This window comes from Kaistia granuli DSM 23481, from assembly GCF_000380505.1.
Taxonomy (GTDB): Bacteria; Pseudomonadota; Alphaproteobacteria; order Rhizobiales; family Kaistiaceae; genus Kaistia; species Kaistia granuli.
Window position 1 is genome coordinate 63,813 of sequence record NZ_AQYH01000019.1, and the last position, 22,671, is coordinate 86,483.

Here is a 22,671-nt window from a genome sequence, read left to right on the forward strand (position 1 = left end):
GGGGATGGCATGGCCGAGGTTGCGAGCAGGACGGGACGGGCCACCGACGTCGTCGGACTGGCCGCGATTGCCACGACGATCATCGGCTGGGCGTCGGCCTTCGCGGCCATCCGCGTCGGCCTGACGGCGCTGACGCCGGTCGAACTCGCCGCCGCGCGTTATCTCACCGCCGCGGTTCCCGCCGGGCTCTACCTCGCCATTGTCCGGCCGCCGCTGCCGTCCCGGCGCGATTTTGTCCGGCTTGTCGTCATCGGCGTGCTGTTCATCTCGGCCTATGCGGTGCTGCTCAATACCGGCGAGCAGACGATCGCCGCCGGGCCCGCTTCCTTCATCATCCAGGTCAACCCGATCCTCGTCGCGCTGATCGCCATGCCGATGCTCGGCGAGCGCTTCGGCCTCTATGGTTGGCTCGGCACGCTGGTTTCGTTCCTCGGCGTCGGGCTGATCGCCTATGGCAGCGGCGACGGGCTCGGGCTCAATGTCGGCGCGCTGCTGATTCTCGGCGCCGCGTTCTGCACCTCGATCTCGACCATCCTGCAGAAGCCGTTGCTCGGCCGCATGCCGCCGCTGGTGGTGACCGCCTGGGTACTGCTGCTTGGTAGCCTTCCGTTAACCCCGGCGATTCCCGAAACGATCGCGGCGCTGCGGATCGCTCCCGCCACCGTGCTGTGGTCGATCGTCTATCTCGCCATCCTGCCGACCATCATCGGCTACTTGACCTGGGCGATCGCGCTGAAGCGCTTCCCGGCTTCGATGGCGTCCAACTTCCTCTATTGCATCGCGCCGACGGCGACGCTGATCGGCTATCTCTGGCTCGGCGAGATCCCCGCGCTGCTCAGCCTGCTGGGCGGCGCGCTGGCGATCGGCGGCGTGCTGATCGTCAATCTGACCCGCCGCCGATAGTTCGGTCTCAGGACGCGGCGAGGCGGCGGCCATATTCCGCCTCGATCCCCTCGAACAGGCTCCAGAACGAGGGCGGCGTCCGCCCTGCCAGCTTGTCCGACAGAATGGCGAGGTGGGTGTGCCAGCCGCCGGCGGTATTGGCCATTTCGCCTTGCGGCAGGCGGCGGTGGGTCAGCGTCAGCCGCACCTTGTCGCCTTCCGGCTCCAGTTCGAACGTCACCTCGGACGGCGCCTCCGCCTCGGCGCTCCAGGTGAAGGAGAGCAGGCGCGGCGGCTCCGCGCGCAGCACCGTGTGCCGGCTGGTGGCGCCGTTCTCCATGGCCCTGAAGCGCTCCGGCGTCGGCACGACGTTGGGCGACAGGGAGGCGTGATGGAAGGTCAGGTCGAAGCGGGCACCGGCGCGGGGCTCCATCGCGCCGCTTGCCAGCCACCGGCCGCGCTTGTCGGAATCGACCAGGAAGCTCCACACCCGCTCGATCGGGCCCGGCAGCAGGCGCTCGAAGCGGATTGTGCCAGGGGCGATGACCGTGCCGTAATCGCTCATGATGGCTGTTTCTCCTGCGGGGCCTCGAAGATCTGTATGAGGTTGCCGCAGCCATCCTCGAAGAGGGCGATGGCGGGGCCCGACGCCGGTCGGAAGGGCTCGGAGCGGAAGCGAACGCCGTTGGCCGTCAGCTTGGCATGCTCCGCGTTGATGTCGTCCACGGCGAACGCGGCAGCCGGGATGCCCATCGAGAACAGCGCCTTCTGGTAGACGCGCGCCGGTTCGAAGCCCATCGGCTCCAGCAGGAGCTCGGTTCCCTCCGGCTTGGCCGATGAAACCACTGTCAGCCAGCGGGCGCCGCCGATCGGAAAGTCGTGCTTGAGCCGGAAACCGAGGGCGTCGGTGTAGAAGGCGAGGGCCTTGGCCTGGTCGTCGACCAATACACTGGTCAGAGCGATGTGCAGCGTCATGACTTCTCCTCCGTTGCGGGCAGGGTCGGATCCGGCGCCGCTTGCAGCAGCGCCTCGAGGGTATCGAGGCGGCGGCTCCAGAACCGCGCGTAGAAAGCGAGCCATTCCTCGATCGCGGCGAGCGGCTCCGACTCGATGCGGCAGACATGGGCCCGGCCTTCGATGCGGCGGCGGACAAGGCCGGCGCTTTCGAGCACGCGGACATGCTTCGAGGCAGCGGCGAACGACATGGCGAACGGCCGGGCGAGGTCGCCGATCTTCTGTTCGTCCTCGGTCAGCGCCTTGAGCATGGCGCGCCGGGTCGGGTCGGACAGGGCGTGGAACAGGCGATCGAGCTGGGCGGGTTCTTGGTAAACCATATGGTTTAATAGCGCCCGCGAACGGGGTGGTCAACCATCCGGTTCAACGTTGCCGCCCGCCGATGGCATCGAGCCGTCATTCCTCGTTGCGCCCGTTCGCGCATCCGGGCACAAGGGAGCCGAATTCAAGGAGTTTCCGATGTCCGATGTGATCGAGCGCGACGCCGAACTGGCGGATGCAGATCTGGCCGACGACGCCTGCCATCCGATGTTCCGCAAGGGACCGGACACGGTCGAGTTCGGCAAGCTGCGCAAGCGGCTGATCCGTCAGGTCCGGCAGGCGCTCGACGATTTCGCCATGGTGCGGCCGGGCGACCGCTGGCTCGTGTGTCTGTCGGGCGGCAAGGATTCCTATACGCTGCTGGCGCTGCTGCTCGATCTGAAATGGCGTGGCGTGCTGCCGGTCGACCTGCTCGCCTGCAATCTCGACCAGGCCCAGCCGGGCTTCCCGGCCGATATCCTGCCGCGCTACCTGACCGAGCTCGGCGTGCCGCACAGGATCGAGCGGCAGGATACCTATTCGATCGTCACTTCGAAGATCCCGGCCGGCAAGACCTATTGCGCGCTGTGCTCGCGGCTTCGTCGCGGCCATCTCTATCGCGTCGCGCGTGAGGAGGGGTGCCAGGCGGTCGTGCTCGGCCATCACCGCGAGGACATCCTCGAGACCTTCTTCCTCAACCTTTTCCATGGCGGCAAGCTCGCCACCATGCCGCCGAAGCTCCTGAACGAGGATGGCGAGACACTGGTGCTGCGGCCGCTCGCCTATGCGGCGGAGGACGACATCGCCCGTTTCTCGACGGCGCTGCAGTTCCCGATCATTCCCTGCGACCTCTGCGGCTCGCAGGAGGGCCTGCAACGCAATGTCATCAAGCAGATGCTGGCCGACTGGGAGATGAAGACGCCCGGACGCAAGGAGACGATGCTCAGGGCGCTCGGCAAAACCAACCCGTCGCACCTGCTGGATCGAACCCTGTTCGATTTCGAGAGCCTGGTCGGCAAGCGCGCCGAACCGGCCGCGGACCAGCCATAGAAAAAGCGGCCCGCTTGCGCGGGCCACCTCCGGTTCCGAACCGGGTCGGCTATCGCATCACGCAGCGATGCTGCAATCCGTCATTGCCGGTGAAGGTGCCGGTGCGCGGATTGAACGTGCGGTAGCGGTTCGAGCAATACGCGACGTAGTCGTCGCCGCCGTAATAGGCCGGGGCGTCGTAATAGCGTTGCTGGTTCGCCGAATTGGCGATCATGGCGCCCGCGGCGAGGCCAATAATGCCGGCAGCGGCCGCGCCGCCCCAATTATTGTTGTCGTTGTAGTAATAGCCGCCGCGATTGTGCCAGCGATTGCCGTGGCGCCAGCGCCAGTCATTGCCGCCACGCCAGTTGCGATTGCCGTTCCAGTTGCCACGGCGCCCGTTCCAGTTGTCCGCGACCTGATAAGAACCATCGCTGCGAACACCGGATTCAGCCGCCTGGGCCGGGGCTCCAAACGTGACGAAGGATGTCGCGACGACAGCAACGGCGAGGCCAGCCTTCAGAAGATTCTTGAACTGCGTCAACATCGTTCTACTCCTTTGCGAAGAGCGATGATTTATGCCGCCTTCGGCAACGCCAAAGGTCAAATCGATCGACAATTTCGCTCTGATGGATACGTAACGATACGGAAGCGAGTTGGTTCCGGGCAGCGCTGAAATCTCCCCGCGCTAGCGTTCCACTGAAGGCTACCAGCGATCCTTCAAAGAAAAGGCGAGGGGATGGCTCGGGGGCTCGTGCACGCGCAAAAAAAGCGAGCGCGAAACGGGTTCGCGCTCGCTTGGATCGGAGTAGGCTCGCGATCAGGCCGACTGAGCGACCGTGATGCCCTTTTCCGTCAGATAGGGCTGCAGCTCGTTCGACTGGAACATCTCGCGGACGATGTCGCAGCCGCCGACGAACTCACCCTTGACGTAGAGCTGCGGAATCGTCGGCCAGTTGGAGAAATCCTTGATGCCCTGACGAATATCGGCGTCGGCGAGCACGTTGATGCCCTTGTATTCGACACCGAGGAAATCGAGGATCTGCACGACCTGGCCGGAGAACCCGCACTGGGGGAAAGCCGGCGTGCCCTTCAGGAAGAGCACCACGTCGTTCGAACTGACCTCGTTCTGAATGAAGGCCTGAATATCGCTCATCTCAAACTTCCTTTTCTCGGCCCAGGCCGATCTCAGTCGGGCGCGCTCGTCTGCAGGGCGAGAGCGTGGAGGGTTCCGCCCATGTTTCCCTTGAGCGCAGCGTAGATCATCTGGTGCTGCTGCACGCGGTTCTTGCCGCGAAAAGACTCCGACACAACTTCGGCAGCATAATGGTCCCCGTCGCCCGCGAGATCGCGGATGGTGACCGTTGCGTCCGGAAGAGCCTCCTTGATCAGAGCCTCAATGTCGCGTGCGTCCATCGCCATAGAATGTACCCCTCAGCCAGAAACCCAGACCCGTCGGCAAATCAGTCGCTGACGGCCATGAATTCAGGGAACCAATTCTCGTGGCCCTGCTTCAGCTTTGCAACAGATATGGTGGCGACCCGCGCCACATCCAACACTTCACCACCGACCGTGCCGAGGACCTTGGCCTCGACGCCCGCTTCGGCCGCCGCCGCCGTGACGGCGTCGAGCAGGGCAGGTGACACGGTGACGACGTAGCGCGCCTGATCCTCGCCGAACAGGAAGCCGTGCGGAGTGGCGGCGCTCTGCGGCACGGTGACCGAGGCGCCCAGTCCGCGCGCCATCGCCATTTCGGCCAGCGCGGTGAGGAGACCGCCATCGGAGATGTCGTGGCAGGCGGTGACGAGACGGTTGCGGATGATGCCGCGGACAAAATCGCCGACGCGGCGCTCCTCGGCCAGGTCGACCGGCGGCGGCGTGCCTTCCTCGCGGCCGAGGATCTCGCGCAGATAGATCGACTGGCCGAGATGGTGACCGTCGCGGCCGATCTGGACGATGACGTCGCCTTCGTTCTTGAAGGCAACGGTCGCCATCACGTCGATGTCGGGCAGCAGGCCGACACCGCCAATGGCCGGGGTCGGCAGGATGCCGACGCCGTTGGTCTCGTTGTAGAGCGAGACGTTGCCGGAGACGATCGGGAAGTCGAGCGCGCGGCAGGCGGCGCCGATGCCTTCGATGGCGCCGACAAGCTGGCCCATGATCTCGGGCTTTTCCGGATTGCCGAAATTGAGATTGTCGGTCGCAGCCAGCGGCTCGGCGCCGACCGCGGTCAGGTTGCGCCAGCATTCGGCGATCGCCTGCTTGCCGCCCTCGAACGGATCCGCCTCGCAGTAGCGCGGCGAGACGTCGAGCGTGAAGGCGAGGCCCTTCTTGTCGTGGCCCTCGACGCGGATCACGGCGGCGTCGCCGCCGGGCTTCTGCGCCGTATTGCCCTGGATCAGATGGTCATACTGCTCCCAGACCCAGCGGCGCGAGGCCATGTCGGGCGAGGAAACCAGCTTGAGCAGAGCCTCGGCATAGCTATTGGGCTCGGCGACGTCCTCGGCCTTCAGAACGGCCGGCACGGGCCGGCGCACGAACGGACGGTCATATTCCGGCGCCTGGTCGCCCAGATCCTTGATCGGCAGGTCGGCGACGACTTCGCCCTTGTGCAGGATGCGGAAGCGCAGGTCGTCCGTGGTCCAGCCGACGATGGCGAAGTCGAGGCCCCATTTGTGGAAGATCGCCTCGGCTTCCTTCTCCTGCTCGGGGCGCAGCACCATCAGCATGCGCTCCTGGCTCTCCGAGAGCATCATCTCGTAGGCCGTCATGTTGGCTTCGCGGCAGGGCACCTTGTCGAGGTCCAACTCGATGCCGAGGTCGCCCTTGGCGCCCATCTCGACGGCCGAGCAGGTGAGGCCGGCGGCGCCCATGTCCTGGATCGCGATGACGGCGCCGGTCTTCATCAGCTCGAGGCAGGCTTCCAGCAGCAGCTTCTCGCCGAAGGGGTCGCCGACCTGCACGGTCGGGCGCTTCTCTTCGATCGATTCGTCGAATTCGGCCGACGCCATGGTGGCCCCGCCGACGCCGTCACGGCCGGTCTTCGAGCCGAGATAGACGACGGGCAGGCCGACGCCTTCGGCCTTCGAATAGAAGATCTTGTCCGCATCGGCGAGGCCGGCGGCAAACGCATTGACGAGGATGTTGCCGTTGTAGCGCTCGTGGAAGTTCACCTCGCCGCCGACCGTCGGCACGCCGAAGGAATTGCCGTAGCCGCCGACGCCGGAGACCACGCCGGAGACGAGATGGCGGGTCTTGGGATGGTCGGGCGAACCGAAGCGCAGCGCGTTCATCGCCGCGACCGGGCGGGCGCCCATGGTGAAGACGTCGCGCAGGATGCCGCCGACACCCGTCGCCGCGCCCTGGTAGGGCTCGATGAAGGACGGGTGGTTGTGGCTCTCCATCTTGAAGATGATCGCCTGGCCGTCGTCGATGTCGACCACGCCGGCGTTTTCGCCGGGGCCGCAGATGACGCGCGGGCCGGTGGTCGGCAGCGTGCGCAGCCACTTCTTCGAGGACTTGTACGAGCAGTGCTCGTTCCACATCGCCGAGAAGATGCCGAGCTCGGTCAATGTCGGCACGCGGCCGATCAGGTCAAGGATGCGCTGATACTCGTCGGGCTTGAGGCCATGGCTGGCGACGAGTTCGGGCGTGATCGGCGTATCATTCTGGAGCACGGAAAACCTCGGGCGGATGTTTCGACGATGCGATAGAGCGCGGCGTCGCGTGTGTAAATGGCGGGGGCGAATTTGCGGAGGCGGCGGAAGCGGGCAGGGCGCGGTACGGGGCCGCGCCGAGGTTCGCGCGTGATTTGGCGCGTGACTTGAAGTCGATTTCCGCCGAGGCTCGTGGCGGGCAAATCGGGGAAATCCAATGCGGTTCAATCACGTCGCCAACCGTCTCGACGCGAAGCATTTCGAGACGATCGTCGATCTGTTCATCCAGCAGCTCGGCTTCGTCGAGCTCCGGCGAACCGAGGGCGTGATCTGGATGCGCCAGCCCGGCGCGAACATCGACCTGCAGTTCTGCCAGAGCGTCGAGACCCGTCGCGACGAGGACAAGCGCCGCTCCCAGGTGTCCTTCCTGAGCGAAACGCCGCGACAGGCGCTCGAGGACCTGGCCGCATGGCTGCGCCAGCGTGGCCTCGAGGCGAATGTCGGAGCCTATTCGGACCGGGAGTTTTATCTCGATGTCCCCGAAGCTTTGGTCGATTTCGTCATCGAGGCGATGCGCCCCGAGCTGGCCGATTACCCCGTCACGGTCTGAGCGCGTCGGCTCAGGCTGCGAGCAGGCTCTCGAACAGCGGCCGGCCGTCGAGGCCGCCATTGAGCGGCTCGATCAGATTTTCCGGATGCGGCATCATGCCGAGGATGTTGCGCTTCTCCGACAGGATGCCAGCAATGTCGTCGACCGAGCCGTTCGGGTTGCCGACATAGCGGAAGGCGATGCGGTCCTCGTCCTGCAGGCGCTTCAGCGTCTCGTCATCGGTGCGGTAATTGCCGTCGCCATGGGCCACCGGCGAACGGATGACCTCGCCCTTGGCGTAGCCGCGGGTGAACCGGCTGTCGGTCGTCTCGACGCGGAGGTCGACTTCCTTGCAGATGAACTTGAGGCCTGCATTGCGCATCAGCACGCCCGGCAGCAGCCCCGCCTCGCACAGGATCTGGAAGCCGTTGCAGACGCCGAGCACGGCGACGCCGCGCTCCGCCTCGCGGGCGATCGCGGCCATGATCGGCTCGCGCGCCGCGATGGCGCCGGAGCGCAGGTAGTCGCCATAGGAGAAGCCGCCGGGGATGACGATCAGGTCGACCTTGGGCAGGTCATGATCGCCATGCCAGACGGTGGCGGGCCGGTGGCCGGTGATCTTCTCGATCGCGGCGACCATGTCGCGTTCGCGATTGGAGCCGGGGAAAACGACGACGGCGGATTTCATCGGTGGTGTCCCTCGTAGCTCAGTCGACGATCTCGACCCGATAATTCTCGATGACCGTATTGGCCAGCAGCTTGGCGGCCATGGCCTCGAGCTCCGTCTTCGCCTTGGCGGCATCGGTCGATTCGACCTCGATGTCGAACACCTTGCCCTGGCGGACGCTGCCGATGCCGGCAAAGCCGAGCGCGCCGAGCGCGCCTTCGATGGCTTTGCCCTGGGGATCCAGAACGCCGTTCTTCAAGGTGACGGTGACGCGGGCCTTCATCGGGTACTCCAGTCGGATGGTTCCAGAAATGCAAACGGCCGCCTCGCGGCGGCCGTTGCCATGAACGGGTGGTTACTGAACGAGAACAGGCCCGCCGCCCTGCGGCCGTTCCTGCTCTTCGGTCAGGATGCCGAGCCGGCGCGCGACTTCCTGGTAGGCCTCGACGAGGCCGCCCATGTCGCGGCGGAAGCGGTCCTTGTCCAGCTTGTTCTGGGTCTGCACGTCCCAGAGCCGGCACGAATCCGGCGAGATCTCGTCGGCGACGACGATCCGCATCATGTCGGCTTCCCAGAGGCGGCCGCACTCGATCTTGAAGTCGACGAGCTGGATGCCGGCGCCGAGGAACAGGCCGGAGAGGAAGTCGTTGACACGGATGGCGAGCGCCATGATGTCGTCGATCTCCTGCGGGGTCGCCCAGCCGAAGGCGGTGATGTGCTCTTCCGAGACCATCGGGTCGTCGAGCGCGTCTGCCTTGTAGTAGAACTCGATGATCGAGCGCGGCAGGACCGTGCCCTCTTCGAGGCCAAGGCGCTTGGCCAGCGAGCCGGCCGCGACGTTGCGGACGACGATCTCGAGCGGGATGATCTCGACTTCGCGGATCAGCTGCTCGCGCATGTTCAACCGACGGATGAAGTGCGTCGGGATGCCCATCCGGTTCAGATGCGTGAAAATGTGCTCGGAAATGCGGTTGTTCAACACGCCCTTTCCGTCAACAACCTCATGCTTCTTATTGTTGAAGGCAGTCGCATCGTCTTTGAAGAACTGGATCAGCGTCCCGGGCTCCGGTCCTTCGAAAAGGATCTTGCCCTTGCCTTCATAGATGCGCCGACGACGGTTCATGGGCACATACCGTGGTTTGAGGAAATCCATACAGCCGGGGTTCCAATGTCAGGGATTCGCCGCGGCGAAGCTTTGCCAACCGACTCTGCGAGGTCGTTTGCGCGGCGTGAACCTACTCGATCACTCGCCAATTCACAATGATGGATAAATGCGACGCTTTGGGCGACCCAAAGCACGCATTCCGCGTTTCCCTTTCGGTGCTTCCGTTGATTTGGGGTGGTGACGACGATATGCAAGGCCCATATCATGGTCCTCGCTAACATGTTGATGAGTGGAGATACTCCGTATGACGACGTTCGATCAGCGCAAGGACGCCTTCGAGAACCGCTTCGCCCTGGATGAGGCGCTGCGCTTCAAGGCCGTGGCACGGCGCAACAAGCAGCTGGGCCTGTGGGCCGCGGCGCTTCTCGGCAAGTCCGGGGCGGACGCCGAGTCCTATGCATCGGAGGTTGTCGCCGCTGATTTCGAGGAAGCCGGCGATGAGGACGTGTTCCGCAAGATCCGCAAGGATTTCGACGCGGCCGGCGTCAAGCAGTCGGACCATGAGATCCGCCGCACGATGGACGAGCTGCTCGCCGTCGCCGTCGAACAGGTCAAGTCCGAGGGCTAAACCCTCAGCCCCTCGGAGCACCGAATATGCATCTTCCGTCCCTTGTTTCGGTGCTCCGTTCGCGCGGCACATGCCTCACCGCGTGGATTGCCACGCCGGAGCCGCTGCTCGCCGAGAATGCGGCGCGCGTCGGCTTCGATTGCGTCACGCTCGACATGCAGCATGGCCTGCATGACCCCGTCAGCATCATGCGCGGCATCGGCGCCGTGGCGCTTGGCGGGGTTCCCGCCATCGTCCGCATTCCCGTCGGTGATTTCGCCATGGCGAGCCGCGCGCTCGACAAGGGCGCCAGCGCCATCATCGCGCCGATGATCAACTCGGCCGAGGATGCGCGCGCCTTCGCCATGGCCACCAAATACCCGCCGATCGGCGAGCGCAGCTGGGGGCCGGTGCGCGCCATGCAACTCGCCGGCGCGGCCGATGGCGGCGCCTATCTGCGCTCCGCCAACGCCGAGACGCTGACCTTCGCCATGATCGAGACACGCGCCGCCGTCGCCGCGCTCGACGAGATCCTGGCGGTGCCGGGCATCGACGCCGTGTTCATCGGCCCCTCGGACCTGTCGATCGCGCTTTCCGACGGCGCCGACGTCAATCCGATGCGGGCCGACAACCAGGCCGCGGCGGCTGACATCCTGGCGCGCGCCCGCAAGGCCGGCAAGCTTGCCGGCATCTTCGCGATCACGGGAGCGCAGGCGAAGCACTACCGAGCGCTTGGTTATGACTTCATCGCTCTCGGGACCGACGGGGCCTACTTCCGTCTTGGCGCTTCTACCATGCTTGCCGAAGCGAGAGCCGAGTAGTTCGGCACTATTTTACAAGTCCAGGTTCCGGCGTACCTTTTTTCGGCAGTGATTCGGCTGATCGGGGAAATTACGCATGCAAAAAGCTGTCGCAGAGTTTATCGGAACCTTCACGCTTGTTCTGTTCGGTTGTGGCGCCGCCGTCATCGCCGGCCCGGCCATCGCCGGTGCCAATACGGTCGGCGTGCTCGGCATCGCCTTCTCGTTCGGCCTGGCGATCGTCGCCATGGCCTACGCCATCGGCCCGATCTCCGGCTGCCACGTTAATCCGGCCGTCAGCCTCGGCGCGCTCGTCGCCGGCCGCATGACTGTCGGCGACTTTATCACCTACGTGATCGCGCAGGTTCTCGGTGCCATCGCCGGCGCGCTTGTCCTCTACCTGATCATGAAGGGCAAGGCCGAGGGCTGGGACGGCGGCATGGGCACCAATGGCTGGGGCCCGGGCTACATGGGCGGATACAATGTCACCTCGGCCTTCATCTTCGAAGTGGTGGCGACGTTCATCTTCCTGGTCGTCATCCTCGGCGTGACGCACAAGCTGGTGCCGCATCACTTCGCGGGCCTCGCCATCGGCCTGACGCTGGCCATGATCCACATCGTCGGCATCAATGTCACCGGCGTGTCGGTCAATCCGGCCCGCAGCCTCGGTCCGGCACTGTTCGCCGGCGGCGCAGCGATTTCGCAGCTTTGGCTGTTCATCGTGGCGCCGTTCATCGGCGCGGCCCTTGCCGGCTTCGTCTACAAGGCCGGCATTCTCTATCACGGCGAGCGCTAGTCGACGCCGGGAGCCACGGGGGCGAGACTGATCCCCTGGATGCAGACATGCAGAAAGCCCGCCCTTCAAGGCGGGCTTTTTGCTGTTCAGGCCTTGGCGAGTTCGGATTCGATCGCCGCGACGACGGACGGATCGTCCGGCTCGGTCTTCGGGGGGAAGCGCGCGGCAACGGCGCCGTCGCGGCCGATCAGGAATTTCTCGAAGTTCCAGCTGATGTCCTGGTCGCCGGCCAGCGCGTCGTAAAGCGGATGCCGGTCGCCGCCGGTCACGGAGATCTTGGCGAACATCGGGAAATCGACGCCATAAGTCAGGCGGCAGAAGTCCTGGATCTCCTCATTCGTGCCCGGCTCCTGGCCCTTGAAGTCGTTGGCCGGGAAGCCGAGAACGGTCAGGCCCTTGTCCCTGTAGGTGCGATAGAGGGCCTCGAGCCCGTCATATTGCGGCGTCAGCCCGCATTTCGAGGCGACGTTGACGACGAGCAGGACGCGGCCGGCATAGTCGCCCAGCGACGCCTGGCTGCCGTCGATGCGGTCGACGGGAATGTCGTAGAGCGGAGAGGGCATGTTCGGACCTCGGTTGTCGGGGCATGAAACAAAACAGGCGCCCTAGAGATAAGGGCGCCTGCCATAAGCTCAAGCTCCGTCTTGCCGAAGCCTACGCCTCGCCGAAGACGCGGCGGAAGATCGTGTCGATCTGCTTGGTGTGGTAGCCGAGGTCGAACTTCTCCTCGATCTCCGCGTCCGTGAGCAGCGCCTTGACGTCGGCGTCGGCCTTCAGCTCGGTCAGGAAGTCGGCACCCTGTTCCCACACCTTCATCGCGTTGCGCTGGACGAGACTATAGGCGTCCTCGCGCGAGGCACCCTTCTGGGTCAGCGCCAGCAGGACGCGCTGCGAGTGAACCAGGCCGCCGAGGCGGTCGAGATTCTTCTGCATGTTCTCCGGATAGACCAGCAGCTTGTCGATGACGTTGGTCAGACGGGCGAGCGCGAAGTCGAGGGTGACCGTCGCGTCCGGGCCGATCATGCGCTCGACCGAGGAGTGCGAGATGTCGCGCTCGTGCCAGAGGGCGACGTTTTCCATCGCCGGCAGCGCCATGCCGCGCACCAGGCGGGCGAGGCCGGTCAGGTTTTCGGTCAGCACCGGGTTGCGCTTGTGCGGCATCGCCGACGAACCCTTCTGGCCGGGGGAGAAATACTCCTCGGCCTCGAGCACTTCGGTGCGCTGTAGATGGCGGATCTCTGTGGCGAGGCGCTCAATCGACGAGGCAACGACGCCGAGCGTGGCGAAATACATGGCGTGGCGGTCGCGCGGGATGACCTGCGTCGAGACCGGCTCCGGTACGAGGCCGAGCTTCTCCGCGACATGTTCCTCGACGCGGGGATCGATGTTGGCGAAGGAGCCGACGGCGCCGGAGATGGCGCAGGTGGCGACTTCGGCGCGGGCAGCGACCAGGCGGGCGCGGCAGCGGTCGAACTCGGCATAGGCCTGGGCCATCTTCATGCCGAAGGTGATAGGCTCGGCATGGATGCCGTGGCTGCGGCCGATGGTGACGGTGTCCTTGTGCTCGAAGGCGCGACGCTTCAGCGCTTCCAGCAGCTTGTCGACATCGGCGATCAGGAGATCGGCGGCGCGCACCAGCTGAACGTTGAAGCAGGTGTCGAGCACGTCGGACGAGGTCATGCCCTGATGCACGAAGCGCGCGTCCTCGCCGACGATCTCGGCGAGATGCGTCAGGAAGGCGATGACGTCATGCTTGGTGACGCGCTCGATCTCATCGATCCGGTCAATGTCGAACGTGGCGGCGCCGCCCTTTTCCCAGACGGTCTTGGCGGCCGATTTCGGCACCGTGCCAATCTCGGCCAGCGCATCGAGCGCATGTGCCTCGATTTCGAACCAGATGCGGAACTTGGTCTCCGGCGACCAGATCGCCGTCATTTCGGGGCGCGAGTAGCGCGGGATCATTGGCGGGCCCTCTCAGTTTTCGCCCCGGGGTCTACCAGAGCGGGCCTGCCCGAACAACCCGATCGCCTGCCTATTCCAGCGGCGGCGGCTGCGGGAGGCGGGGGGCTTCCGGCGGCAGATGAGGCGGGCAGTCGATGCGCGGTTCGACGGTCGCCCCCGAATCGTCCTCGGTCCGGATGGAGCTTTCCTGGCAGCCGGGCGGCGGGGCGGGGGGAGGCTCGACGGTCGGCTGTGGCTTGTCGACATCCTCGATCATCGAAATCGTGCCGGCTTCCCGCTGGGTTGCCTCGCGCGGGGACGATGAACTGGGCATGCCGATGACGAGCAGCAGCAAGGACGCTGTCGCGCTGATGCCCAGTGGCAGTTGCGGCCGGCGTCCCATGGAGCCGTCCTCCGACAAGCCCCCGGCCAAATTAACGGGAGCGGCGGGACGGCGCTTCCAAAAACGCCGCCGCGCCGCTCTTTGTGATCAGGGCAACGGCGCGGTGACGGCGAGATAGCGTCCGTCCGGGCCTTCGAAACCGCGCGTCAGCACCATGACGAGAACGACGAGCGTCGCCGGCTGGCCGAAACGCTGGTGAATGACGACATCGTTGATGCGGTAGTCGAGCGCCGTGCCACGGCTGGCGGGGAGGGCCTCGTCCTCATGCAGGACCGTGGTGCCGTCCTCGGTCTTCAGCAGGAGGCGGAAGCCCTGCGTCTTGTAGCTCGGATCGTCATTGCCGGGGGCGGCGAGCGGAATGGTTTCCAGCTCCACCGTCAGGTCCGGCCCTGCCAGCTGCTGGGGCGCATGGCGCTTGAACACGATCCTGTAGGGATCGCGGCCGCTCTCGGTGATCGGATTGGAGGCGAGCAGGGTTCCCGGCTGGTCGATCGACTTCAGCAGCGGCGCCGCCTGTGCAGCGGCTGCCTGCCGCGCCGCGGCGAGGGTCTTGGTCTCGTCGTCGAGGCGGATTCGGATCGGCGTGCCGTCGACCCAGCTGTCCTTCTTCGTGTCGATGACGAAGAGATTGGCATAGGGAAAGCCGGAGCCGTCCTGGATGCCGAACTCCTCGAAGGCGAAGCGGCCGCCATCTTCCGAGAAGCCGAGGATGGCGCGCTCGGCAAAGTCGCCGGCGATCGCCGGCGCGGCGGCGAACATGGCGGCAGCCGAAAGCGAGACGGCGAGGACGAAGCTGCGCATGGACTGGGCTTTCCTGTTGGGAGGATGAGGACGGACGCCGGGCGGCGTCAGGCGGCCGAGGCCTCGCGGATGGCGGCGATGTTCGCGGCATAGGCGGCGGCGCTGCCGCCCTTGAAGACGGAGGAACCGGCGACCAGCACGTCGGCGCCGGCACGCACCAGCGCCGGGGCGGTCGCCGGAGTCACGCCGCCATCGACTTCGATATGAATCGGGCGGTCGCCGATCATCGCCTTGATGCGGGCGACCTTGTCGACCGATTCCGGGATGAAGCTCTGGCCGCCGAAGCCGGGATTGACGCTCATGACGAGGACGAGGTCGACCATGTCGAGTATGTAGGCGATGGCGCTTTCGGGCGTCGACGGGTTGAGCGCGACGCCGGCCTTCTTGCCGAGATGGCGGATGGTCTGCAGCGAGCGGTGCAGATGCGGCCCCGCCTCGGCATGGACGGTGATCAGATCGGCGCCGGCCTCGGCGAACTCGGCCAGATAGGGATCGGCCGGCGTGATCATGAGATGCACGTCGAAAAGCTTGTTCGAAAGCGGCCGCAGCGAGCGCAATACCGGCGGGCCGAACGTGATGTTGGGGACGAAATGGCCGTCCATGATGTCGAGATGGATCCAGTCCGCGCCGGCCGCTTCGACGGCGCGCACCTCGTCGCCGAGACGGGAAAAGTCCGAGGCGAGAATGGATGGCGAGATCAGGAGGGGAGCGGCCATGATACTGCTTTCAGTTTCTGGGACCAGGAAGCCAGGTCCGGGACTGGTTTGTTTCGGCCGTATCACGGCAACCGCAGCTGGGCAATTGCCCGTCCGGCGCGGGACGGGCAAACTTGGCCCGAACACGAGGAAGGAACAGAGCGATTCCCGGCACGAAAGAGATGGAGCGGTTCGACGCGATCGTGCTGGGCGCCGGCATCGTCGGCGTGTCCGCGGCGCTTAACCTGCAGAAGCGAAACCGTACCGTCGCGCTGATCGACAAGCGCGATCCGGGCGAGGCGACGTCCTACGGCAATGCCGGCGTGATCGAGCGCGAAGGCTTCTTCCCGATCGTCTTCCCGCGTCAGTTCGGGGCGCTGTGGAAATATGGCCGCAACAGGGAGACCGAGCTCCATTATAACCGCCGCTTCCTGCCGAAGATCGCGCCCTGGCTGATGCGGCTCAGGGCCAGCTCGTCGCCGCGCGCCATCGAGGACTATGCCGAAGCGATGAACCCGATCCTCGCCCATGCCGCGAGCGAACACGGGGTGCTCGCTGGCAAGGGCAGGGCGGTCGAGTTCTTTCGCGGCACCGGTTGGATCAAGGGCTATCGCAGCATTGCCGGCTTCGAGGCCGATACCAAGGCGCATCTGGCGCTGGCCGAGCGCTTCGGCGTTCGCTACGAGATCCTCGACGGCCATGAGATCACCGACCTCGAGCCCGATCTCGCGCCGGTCTTCGCCCGCGGCGTGTTTTGGCCGGATACGGTGTCGGTATCGAGCCCGGGTGGCGTCACCAAGGCCTATGCCCGCCTGTTCGAGGCGATGGGCGGCACGGTATCGCATGGCGACGCGCTGACGCTGCGCCGCGAGAACGATCTCTGGGTGGTCGACATGGACGGGCGTTCGGCGACGGCGCCGGACGTCGTGGTGGCGCTCGGGCCGTGGGCGATGGATCTCCTGAAGCCGCTCGGCTACCGCTACCCGTTCGCCGTCAAGCGCGGCTACCACCTGCACTTCAAGCCGCGCGGCGACGCGGCGCTGGAGCGGCCGGTGGTCGATGTGGCGCATGGCTATGTGCTGACGCCGATGCGCCAGGGCTACCGGATCACCTCCGGCATCGAGTTCGACGATCGCGATGCGCCGCCGACGCCGGTGCAGATCGGCCGCATCCTGCCGCAGGTGCGGGCGCTGTTCCCGCTCGGCGACCAGATCGAGGCCGAGCCCTGGTTGGGCGCGCGGCCCTGCCTGCCGGATTCGATGCCGATCGTCGGCCCGGCGCCGCGCCATCCGGGCCTCTGGCTGAATTTCGGCCATGGTCATCTCGGCTTCACCCTCGGGCCGGCGACGGGCCGGCTGGTGTCCGAGCTGATCACCCGCGAAATGCCCTTCGTCGATCCCGCCCCGTTCAGCCCGCTGCGTTTTCGGTAGGGGCAGCTCCGCCTGGCCGGGTCCGGGCCGACGCCGTCCTAGTCCCGCGCGTCCGGGACGAGGGCGCCGTCCTGCCAGCGGAAGATGGAAAAGCCCTGCAGCTGGGCGTCGCCCTTGGCGTCGAAGCCGACCGGGCCGAGCACGGTCGGCGTCGCGGTGCCTGAGATCGTCGTGGCAAGCACATCGCCCTGGTCGGAGCCGCTGGCGCGGCGGGCCTCGGCCCAGAGCTGGACGGCTGCATAGGCTGGCAGCACGAAGCCCAGCGGTTCGACCCCGGCCGTCCGCAGCGCCGCGTTGACGCTGTCGGCCGCGCCGCCACGCCGCCAGTCGGTGAAGAAGGTCAGAAGCGTGCCGTCGGCGGCATCGCCGGCCGAGGTCTTGAACTCGCCCGTCGCCAGCGCGTCGCCGCCGACCAGGACAGCTTCCGATCCCTTCGCCCGCAAGGCCTTCAGGATCAGCGCGATGTCGCCGGGGTCGCCGCCGACGAAGACGACGTCGATGGCATCGGCGATCAGCCGGTCGGCGAGGGCGGAATATTCCTTGGCGCCGGGCTCGTAGCTGTCGGCGCGGGCCTCGCGCTTGCCGGCCTCGTTCATCGCCTGTCTGGTCACCTCGGCCAGCGGTTTGCCATAGGGCGAACCGTCATTGAGGATGGCGATCCGTCGCGTGCCGAAGCGCTCCGCCAGGAAAGCGCCGGCCGTGGCGCCTTGGGCATCGTCGCGCGCGGCGAGCCGGAACAGCGTCGGGCCGGGGCGGCTGTCGGTGTAGCGGTTGGCTGTGACGGCCGGGGTGATCGCCACCAACCCCTTGTCGACATAGACGGGAGCCGCGGCCAGCGCCGCCTCGGCGCAGACATGGCCGACCACCAGGGCGTCGCCGCGGCCGATCGCCCGGTTGGCGGCGGCCAGCGCGTTGTCCGGCTTGCAGGCATCGTCCTCGACATCGACGACGATGCGCTCGCCATGGATGCCGCCCGTGGCATTGAGGGCGTCGACGGCCATCTCGACGCCGGCGCGGATCTGCTTGCCGAGCGCCTGGTAGGGGCCGCTCATCGGCCCGACTGCCATGACGCGGATATCGGCGCGGACGGACCCGGCGAAGGTGGTCAGGGAGAGGGCCAGAGCCAGGGATAGGGAAGTGCGGGCGGTGGAAAGTCTGAGCGGCATGGATCGTCCTTCGCGGGGCATGGCGCAATCATGCCCGGCGCCGGACCAAAAGAAAACGCCCGCGTCTCGGAGCGACGCGGGCGCTGGTCTCAAGAGGGGCTCGGATCAGAGCTGCTTGTAGTCGAGCTTGCCGTCGGCATCCTTGACCCAGGAATAGACGACATAGTCGGCGGTGGTGCGGTCGCCCTTGGCGTCATAGGAGAGCGGGCCGAGAACGGTCTTCCACGGGCCGCCCGACTTGACCATTTCCGCGACCTTCTGCGGATCGGTCGAGCCGGCCTTTTCCATCGCCTGGGCGATGACCTGGACGCTGGCATAGGAGTAGAGCGTGTAGGCTTCCGGCTCGAAGCCCGAAGCGCGGAAGCGTTCCACGACTTCCTTGGCGTCGGGGTTCAGGCGCGGATCGGGGCCGAAGGTCATCAGCGTGCCGTCGGCGGCCGGGCCGGCGATGGCCGCGAACTCGCGGTCGGTGATGCCGTCGCCGGAGAACAGCACGGCCTTCAGGCCCTGCTCGGCTGCCTGGCGGACGATGAGACCGGCTTCCTGGTGCAGGCCGCCGTAATAGATGACTTCGACGCCAGCCGACTTCATCTTGGAGATCAAGGCGGAGAAGTCCTTGTCGCCGACGTTGATGCCTTCATAGACGACTTCGGTGACGCCACCGGCATTGGCGGCCTTCTTGGTCTCGTCGGCAAGGCCCTGACCATAGGGGGTCTTGTCGTGGATGATGGCGATCTTCTTGTCCTTCAGGTGGTCGACAATGTACTGGCCGGCCACGGCACCCTGCTGGTCGTCCCGACCGCAGGTGCGGAAGGTGTTCCAGAGATCACGCTCGGTGAATTTCGGGTTGGTCGAAGCCGGCGAGATCTGGAAGATGCCGTTTTCGGCATAGACTTCCGAGGCCGGGATCGAGACGCCGGAGTTGAAGTGGCCGACCACAAAGGTCACGCCGTCGCCGACGAACTTGTTGGCGACCGAGACGCCCTGCTTCGGATCGGAGACGTCGTCGCCGAGGGTGAGGACGAACTTGTTGCCGTTGACGCCACCGGCGGCATTGATGTCGGCGATCGCCTGTTCCGTGCCCTTCTGGATCTGGGCGCCGAAGGCGGCGTTCGGGCCGGTCAGCGGGCCGGCGGCGGCGATCTTGATGTCGTCCGCATGGGCCATGCCGGCCAGAGTCAGGCCCGCGGCGAGCGCAAGGCCAGAGATGATTGACTTCTTCATTCGGTAGTCTCCCGTTCGTACTGGAAGGTGGGCCTTTGGCCCTTTATGCGGATGGAAGCCCCATTCTGATCGCTTATCTTGCCGATTTCATAGGGGATGTCATCCGGATTCTTGATTCGAGCTTGATCCAATCTTTCAGGATGGCTGAAGGCTGCATGGTCATGTCATATCGCGCGCCATGCGAACGGGCCTGACTTTACGTAAAGCCAATAATATTGCGAAACCATCTGGTTGGTGCGGGTGTAGCGGAAGCCGATCGAGCCGACGATCCACACGAACAGCGCGTCGACGATCCAGTAGTGCAGCGACAGCAGCGTCGCCTCGAACAGCGCGAAATGGATGAAGCGCACGCCGAAGGACAGCACAAGCAGGTAGAAGACGAGCATGTAGTACGGGCGCCAGGTCAGCGCGCAGGCGCGTCCCGTCATCCAGGCGCCCGCGCCGCCCATGATCACGGTCACGAGCAGGAAGGTGCCGAACGAGGCTTCTTCGTAGAGAATGCCGGACATCAGTCATGCCTCGCTTTCGGGCTTGAAACGGCGATGGTCAATGTGCGCCTCCTTCCAGATAGGCCGCACGGATTTCCGGCTTCTGCAGGAGTTCCCTGCCGGTTCCCGTCATGGTGACGAGACCGTTCACCAGCACATAGCCGCGGTGGGCGAGCTTCAGCGCGTGATAGGCGTTCTGCTCGACCAGGAAGACGGTCAGCCCCTCGGTGCGGTTCAGTTCGCCGATGACGTCGAAGATCTGCTTGACGATGAGCGGGGCGAGACCGAGCGACGGCTCGTCGAGCATCAGCAGCTTCGGCCGGGCCATCAGCGCGCGGGCGATCGCCAGCATCTGCTGCTCGCCGCCCGAAAGCGTGCCGCCGCGCTGGGCGACGCGCTCCTTCAGGCGCGGGAACAGCGTGAACATCCGCTCCACGTCCTGGTCGAAATGAGCCAGGTTGTCGAGCGCCGCGCCCATCTGCAGGTTTTCCAGCACCGTCATGCGCGGAAAGATGCGGCGTCCTTCGGGCGACTGGGCGATGCGCAGCCGCGCGATTTCATGCGTCGGCAGGTTGGTGATGTCGCGGCCCTCGAAGAGCACCTTGCCCTCACGGGCGCGGGGATTGCCGCAGATCGTCATCATCAGCGTCGACTTGCCGGCGCCGTTGGCGCCGATCAGCGTGACGATCTCGCCCTTGTGGACATCGACGTCGACGCCCTTCAGGGCAATGATCTTGCCGTAATAGGTCTTGGCGCCCTGCACGGAAAGCAGCGGCGCGCCGTTCTGGCCGCTCATGACGCCGCCCCTTCGATGATCTGGTCCAGCTTTTCCTCGACGATCTCGACTTCCTCGTCATCGACGCCGAGATAGGCGGCGATCACGCGCGGATCGTTGCGCACCTCCGACGGCGTGCCGTCGGCGATCTTGGTGCCGTATTCGAGGACGATGACATGGTCGGAGATTTCCATCACCACCGACATGTCGTGCTCGATCAGCAGGATCGACGTCTTCTCGGTCTCGCGAATGCCGAGCAGCAGGGCGTTCAATTCAGCGGATTCGCGCGGATTGAGGCCCGCGGCCGGCTCGTCGAGACAGAGCAGTTCCGGCTCTGTGCACATGGCGCGTGCGATCTCCAGCCGGCGCTGCGCGCCATAGGGAAGATCGCCGGCCGGGTCGTCGGCGCGAGCCGTCAGCCCAGTCTTGTCGAGCCAGTACTTGGCTCGCTCGACCGCCTTCTTCTCGGCGTTGCGGTAGGCCGGCAGGCCGAGCACGCCGAGGATGGTCATGCCGGAGGCCAGCATCAGCGTATTGTGCTGCGCCACCAGCAGGTTCTCGAGCAGCGTCATGCCCGAGAACAGGCGGATGTTCTGGAACGTCCGCGCCACCTTGGCTTTGGCCGAGATGCGGAAATCGGGCATCCGCTCGAGCAGGAAGGTCGCACCGCTGGCGTGCTCCAGCCGGAGCATGCCCTGCGTCGGCTTGTAAAAGCCGGTGATGCAGTTGAACACCGTCGTCTTGCCGGCGCCGTTGGGTCCGATCAGCGCGGTGATGTCGCCGCGGCCGACGCTGAAGGAGAGGTCGTTGACCGCCACCAGCCCGCCGAAGCGCATGAAGACATGCTCGACGGCGAGCACGGGGCTGTTTTCCCACGGATGCGCGGGGGCGGTTTCGTTCGAAGGGAGGTCAACCATCAGCCATGACCCTCCTTCACGAGCGAGCCGGAGATCACCTTCTTCTCCGACAGGAAGATCGTCGGGTCGCGCGACGACACGAAGCCGCGCGGCTTCCAGATCATCACCGCCACCATGGCCAGGCCGAAGATCAGCATGCGGAACTGGCTGGGATCGAAATTGTCGCCAAAGATGGTCTTGAGGAAGTCGAGCTCGCGCAGCAGTTCGGTGCCGCCGATCATGGCGACGGCGGCCAGCGCCACGCCGACCATCGAACCCATGCCGCCGAGCACGACGATTGCCACGATGATCGCCGATTCCATGAAGGTGAAGGATTCGGGGCTGACGAAGCCCTGGCGCGCGGCGAAAAACGATCCGGCGAAGCCGGCGAACATGGCGCCCAGCGCGAAGGCGGTCAGCTTGGTGTTGGTGGTGTTGATCCCGAGCGAGCGGCAGGCGATCTCGTCCTCGCGCAGTGCCTCCCAGGCCCGCCCGACCGGCAGCTTGCGCAGACGGATCGTCACGAACGCCGTCAGCAGCGCGAGCAGCAGGATCAGGTAGTAGAGGAAGATCTTGTAGTAGGCCGACGAGATCGGCAGATCGAACATCTTGGCGAAGCCGTCCGGCGAGGCGTCGAACTTGATGCCGAACAGCGTCACCTTCGGAATCGAGCTGATGCCGGTGGAGCCGTTTGTGAAGTCGCGCCAGTTGATCAGGACCAGCCGGATGATCTCGCCGAAGGCGAGCGTGACGATGGCGAGATAGTCACCCCGGAGGCGCAGCACCGGGAAGCCCAGCATGATGCCCCAGAGCGCCGCGAAGATGCCGGCCATCGGCAGCAGGATCCAGAACGACAGGCCGAAATGGCTCGACAGCAGCGCGTAGGAATAGGCGCCGACGGCGTAGAAGGCGACGTAGCCGAGATCGAGCAGGCCGGCGAGGCCGACGACGATGTTCAGGCCCCAGCCGAGCATGACGTAGATCAGGATCTGGATGCCGAAATTGTCGACCCATTTCAGCGAGCCCTGGAAGCCGAGCGCGCTCACGATCAGGACGGGATAGAGGAACAGGAAGACGACCGAGGCCGGTGCGAACCAACGCGAGACGGCCTGTCGAAGCGTCGAGGGCCCGGTGTCCGGTATGGTCGACTGGTGCTGCTTGCGCGCCGCCATGGCGGGCCAGACCAGCGTCAGCAGCAGGAAGCGGCCGACCACGATGGTCCCGACGATGGCCGCGACGAGCCCCCACCGTTGCTGGATCGCCAGCTCGTTGCGGATGTTCTGCTCGGTCCGGAGACCGACCAGAGGTCCGAACAGGGCGAGGGCGACCAGGCCGCTCAAAAGGGCATCCTTCACGGCCGCGGCGATGTCGGGGCCGTGTTTATTCGCAGTTCCTTCCGCTGCCATG

27 protein-coding genes and 1 pseudogene are annotated in these 22,671 nt (G+C 65.6%); 7 read left to right on the forward strand and 21 right to left on the reverse strand.

All coding sequences use genetic code 11. The features are described 5' to 3' along the window. Nucleotides 1-9 precede the first annotated feature (9 nt). The gene (locus tag G342_RS0120785; protein ID WP_018185101.1) at nt 10-903 is read left to right on the forward strand and encodes a DMT family transporter; all 894 of its coding nucleotides are present in this window, start codon (nt 10-12) and stop codon (nt 901-903) included. 7 nt (nt 904-910) lie between these two features. Here G342_RS0120785 and G342_RS0120790 read toward each other — a convergent pair whose 3' ends face one another. Genes G342_RS0120790 through G342_RS0120800 form a run of 3 tightly spaced genes read right to left on the reverse strand, consistent with a single transcriptional unit; the run spans nt 911 to nt 2,216 of the window. Beyond that, nucleotides 911-1,447 (reverse strand): SRPBCC family protein, encoded by a 537-nt coding sequence (locus G342_RS0120790; RefSeq protein ID WP_018185102.1) that lies wholly within the window; start codon nt 1,445-1,447, stop codon nt 911-913. After that, a complete protein-coding gene (locus G342_RS0120795) occupies nt 1,444-1,857 on the reverse strand; it encodes a VOC family protein (protein ID WP_018185103.1) in 414 nt (137 codons plus the stop codon). Before G342_RS0120795 ends, G342_RS0120790 begins: the two co-directional genes overlap by 4 nt. Beyond that, entirely contained in the window at nt 1,854-2,216 is a 363-nt protein-coding gene (locus tag G342_RS0120800) for an ArsR/SmtB family transcription factor (protein WP_018185104.1), read from the reverse strand. Before G342_RS0120800 ends, G342_RS0120795 begins: the two co-directional genes overlap by 4 nt. Before the next feature lie 139 nt (nt 2,217-2,355). Between G342_RS0120800 and ttcA the strand changes: the two genes are divergently transcribed. Then, nucleotides 2,356-3,246 (forward strand): tRNA 2-thiocytidine(32) synthetase TtcA, encoded by an 891-nt coding sequence (ttcA, locus tag G342_RS24870; protein ID WP_018185105.1) that lies wholly within the window; start codon nt 2,356-2,358, stop codon nt 3,244-3,246. 49 nt (nt 3,247-3,295) lie between these two features. On the opposite strand, the gene G342_RS0120810 is transcribed toward ttcA, so the two are convergent. The 4 genes from G342_RS0120810 to purL form a co-directional block, all read right to left on the reverse strand. After that, the gene (locus G342_RS0120810; RefSeq protein WP_018185106.1) at nt 3,296-3,772 is read right to left on the reverse strand and encodes a BA14K family protein; all 477 of its coding nucleotides are present in this window, start codon (nt 3,770-3,772) and stop codon (nt 3,296-3,298) included. Nucleotides 3,773-4,045: 273 nt separating this feature from the next. Further along, nucleotides 4,046-4,381 carry a Grx4 family monothiol glutaredoxin gene (grxD, locus tag G342_RS0120815; RefSeq protein ID WP_018185107.1) on the reverse strand — a complete coding sequence of 112 codons (336 nt, stop codon included), beginning with the start codon at nt 4,379-4,381 and terminating at the stop codon, nt 4,046-4,048. 32 nt (nt 4,382-4,413) lie between these two features. Beyond that, nucleotides 4,414-4,647 carry a BolA family protein gene (locus G342_RS0120820; RefSeq protein ID WP_018185108.1) on the reverse strand — a complete coding sequence of 78 codons (234 nt, stop codon included), beginning with the start codon at nt 4,645-4,647 and terminating at the stop codon, nt 4,414-4,416. 41 nt (nt 4,648-4,688) lie between these two features. Further along, nucleotides 4,689-6,902, reverse strand: coding sequence for a phosphoribosylformylglycinamidine synthase subunit PurL (purL, locus tag G342_RS0120825; RefSeq protein ID WP_018185109.1), 2,214 nt, complete (start codon nt 6,900-6,902; stop codon nt 4,689-4,691). Between the two features lie 196 nt (nt 6,903-7,098). On the opposite strand from purL, the gene G342_RS0120830 reads away from it, so the two are divergent. Then, nucleotides 7,099-7,491 carry a VOC family protein gene (locus G342_RS0120830; protein ID WP_018185110.1) on the forward strand — a complete coding sequence of 131 codons (393 nt, stop codon included), beginning with the start codon at nt 7,099-7,101 and terminating at the stop codon, nt 7,489-7,491. 10 nt (nt 7,492-7,501) lie between these two features. Here the strand turns inward: G342_RS0120830 and purQ are convergent, their stop codons facing one another. The 3 genes from purQ to purC form a co-directional block, all read right to left on the reverse strand. Continuing rightward, nucleotides 7,502-8,158, reverse strand: coding sequence for a phosphoribosylformylglycinamidine synthase subunit PurQ (gene purQ, locus G342_RS0120835; protein ID WP_018185111.1), 657 nt, complete (start codon nt 8,156-8,158; stop codon nt 7,502-7,504). Between the two features lie 19 nt (nt 8,159-8,177). After that, entirely contained in the window at nt 8,178-8,420 is a 243-nt protein-coding gene (gene purS / locus G342_RS0120840; protein WP_018185112.1) for a phosphoribosylformylglycinamidine synthase subunit PurS, read from the reverse strand. Nucleotides 8,421-8,492: 72 nt separating this feature from the next. Further along, on the reverse strand, nt 8,493-9,260 hold the full coding sequence (gene purC / locus G342_RS0120845; RefSeq protein ID WP_018185113.1) for a phosphoribosylaminoimidazolesuccinocarboxamide synthase: 768 nt from the start codon (nt 9,258-9,260) through the stop codon (nt 8,493-8,495). Nucleotides 9,261-9,546: 286 nt separating this feature from the next. Between purC and G342_RS0120850 the strand changes: the two genes are divergently transcribed. From G342_RS0120850 to G342_RS0120860, 3 genes are all read left to right on the forward strand, one after another. Further along, complete coding sequence (locus G342_RS0120850) at nt 9,547-9,870, forward strand: DUF1476 domain-containing protein (protein ID WP_018185114.1); 324 nt, start codon at nt 9,547-9,549, stop codon at nt 9,868-9,870. Nucleotides 9,871-9,896: 26 nt separating this feature from the next. Beyond that, nucleotides 9,897-10,670, forward strand: a complete 774-nt coding sequence (locus G342_RS0120855; RefSeq protein ID WP_018185115.1) for an HpcH/HpaI aldolase family protein — start codon at nt 9,897-9,899, stop codon at nt 10,668-10,670. Nucleotides 10,671-10,746: 76 nt separating this feature from the next. Next, nucleotides 10,747-11,445 (forward strand): MIP family channel protein, encoded by a 699-nt coding sequence (locus tag G342_RS0120860; RefSeq protein ID WP_018185116.1) that lies wholly within the window; start codon nt 10,747-10,749, stop codon nt 11,443-11,445. Nucleotides 11,446-11,531: 86 nt separating this feature from the next. Here G342_RS0120860 and G342_RS0120865 read toward each other — a convergent pair whose 3' ends face one another. The 5 genes from G342_RS0120865 to rpe form a co-directional block, all read right to left on the reverse strand. Continuing rightward, entirely contained in the window at nt 11,532-12,008 is a 477-nt protein-coding gene (locus G342_RS0120865) for a glutathione peroxidase (RefSeq protein ID WP_018185117.1), read from the reverse strand. A 91-nt stretch (nt 12,009-12,099) separates the two neighbouring features. After that, nucleotides 12,100-13,407: an adenylosuccinate lyase gene (gene purB, locus G342_RS0120870; RefSeq protein WP_018185118.1), complete on the reverse strand. Its 1,308-nt coding sequence runs from the start codon at nt 13,405-13,407 to the stop codon at nt 12,100-12,102. Nucleotides 13,408-13,477: 70 nt separating this feature from the next. After that, nucleotides 13,478-13,741: a hypothetical protein gene (locus tag G342_RS0120875; RefSeq protein ID WP_156831046.1), complete on the reverse strand. Its 264-nt coding sequence runs from the start codon at nt 13,739-13,741 to the stop codon at nt 13,478-13,480. Between the two features lie 135 nt (nt 13,742-13,876). Beyond that, complete coding sequence (locus G342_RS0120880; protein WP_018185120.1) at nt 13,877-14,590, reverse strand: DUF2259 domain-containing protein; 714 nt, start codon at nt 14,588-14,590, stop codon at nt 13,877-13,879. 47 nt (nt 14,591-14,637) lie between these two features. Further along, nucleotides 14,638-15,306 carry a ribulose-phosphate 3-epimerase gene (rpe, locus tag G342_RS0120885; RefSeq protein WP_018185121.1) on the reverse strand — a complete coding sequence of 223 codons (669 nt, stop codon included), beginning with the start codon at nt 15,304-15,306 and terminating at the stop codon, nt 14,638-14,640. 161 nt (nt 15,307-15,467) lie between these two features. Here rpe and G342_RS0120890 point away from each other — a divergent pair, with 161 nt between their 5' ends. After that, entirely contained in the window at nt 15,468-16,715 is a 1,248-nt protein-coding gene (locus G342_RS0120890; RefSeq protein WP_018185122.1) for an NAD(P)/FAD-dependent oxidoreductase, read from the forward strand. A gap of 38 nt (nt 16,716-16,753) precedes the next feature. Here the strand turns inward: G342_RS0120890 and G342_RS0120895 are convergent, their stop codons facing one another. The 6 genes and pseudogenes from G342_RS0120895 to livM form a co-directional block, all read right to left on the reverse strand. Beyond that, complete coding sequence (locus G342_RS0120895) at nt 16,754-17,881, reverse strand: branched-chain amino acid ABC transporter substrate-binding protein (protein WP_018185123.1); 1,128 nt, start codon at nt 17,879-17,881, stop codon at nt 16,754-16,756. A 105-nt stretch (nt 17,882-17,986) separates the two neighbouring features. After that, the gene (locus tag G342_RS0120900) at nt 17,987-19,105 is read right to left on the reverse strand and encodes a branched-chain amino acid ABC transporter substrate-binding protein (protein ID WP_018185124.1); all 1,119 of its coding nucleotides are present in this window, start codon (nt 19,103-19,105) and stop codon (nt 17,987-17,989) included. 164 nt (nt 19,106-19,269) lie between these two features. Next, a complete protein-coding gene (locus G342_RS0120905; protein WP_018185125.1) occupies nt 19,270-19,614 on the reverse strand; it encodes a DUF6867 family protein in 345 nt (114 codons plus the stop codon). Between the two features lie 37 nt (nt 19,615-19,651). Beyond that, nucleotides 19,652-20,389, reverse strand: coding sequence for an ABC transporter ATP-binding protein (locus G342_RS0120910; RefSeq protein ID WP_018185126.1), 738 nt, complete (start codon nt 20,387-20,389; stop codon nt 19,652-19,654). Nucleotides 20,390-20,409: 20 nt separating this feature from the next. Further along, nucleotides 20,410-21,285: pseudogene (locus G342_RS24875) on the reverse strand (ABC transporter ATP-binding protein); the annotation flags it as partial. Next, nucleotides 21,285-22,670 carry a high-affinity branched-chain amino acid ABC transporter permease LivM gene (gene livM / locus G342_RS0120920; protein ID WP_026304661.1) on the reverse strand — a complete coding sequence of 462 codons (1,386 nt, stop codon included), beginning with the start codon at nt 22,668-22,670 and terminating at the stop codon, nt 21,285-21,287. The pseudogene G342_RS24875 and the gene livM, both read right to left, overlap by 1 nt. Nucleotide 22,671 lies beyond the last annotated feature (1 nt).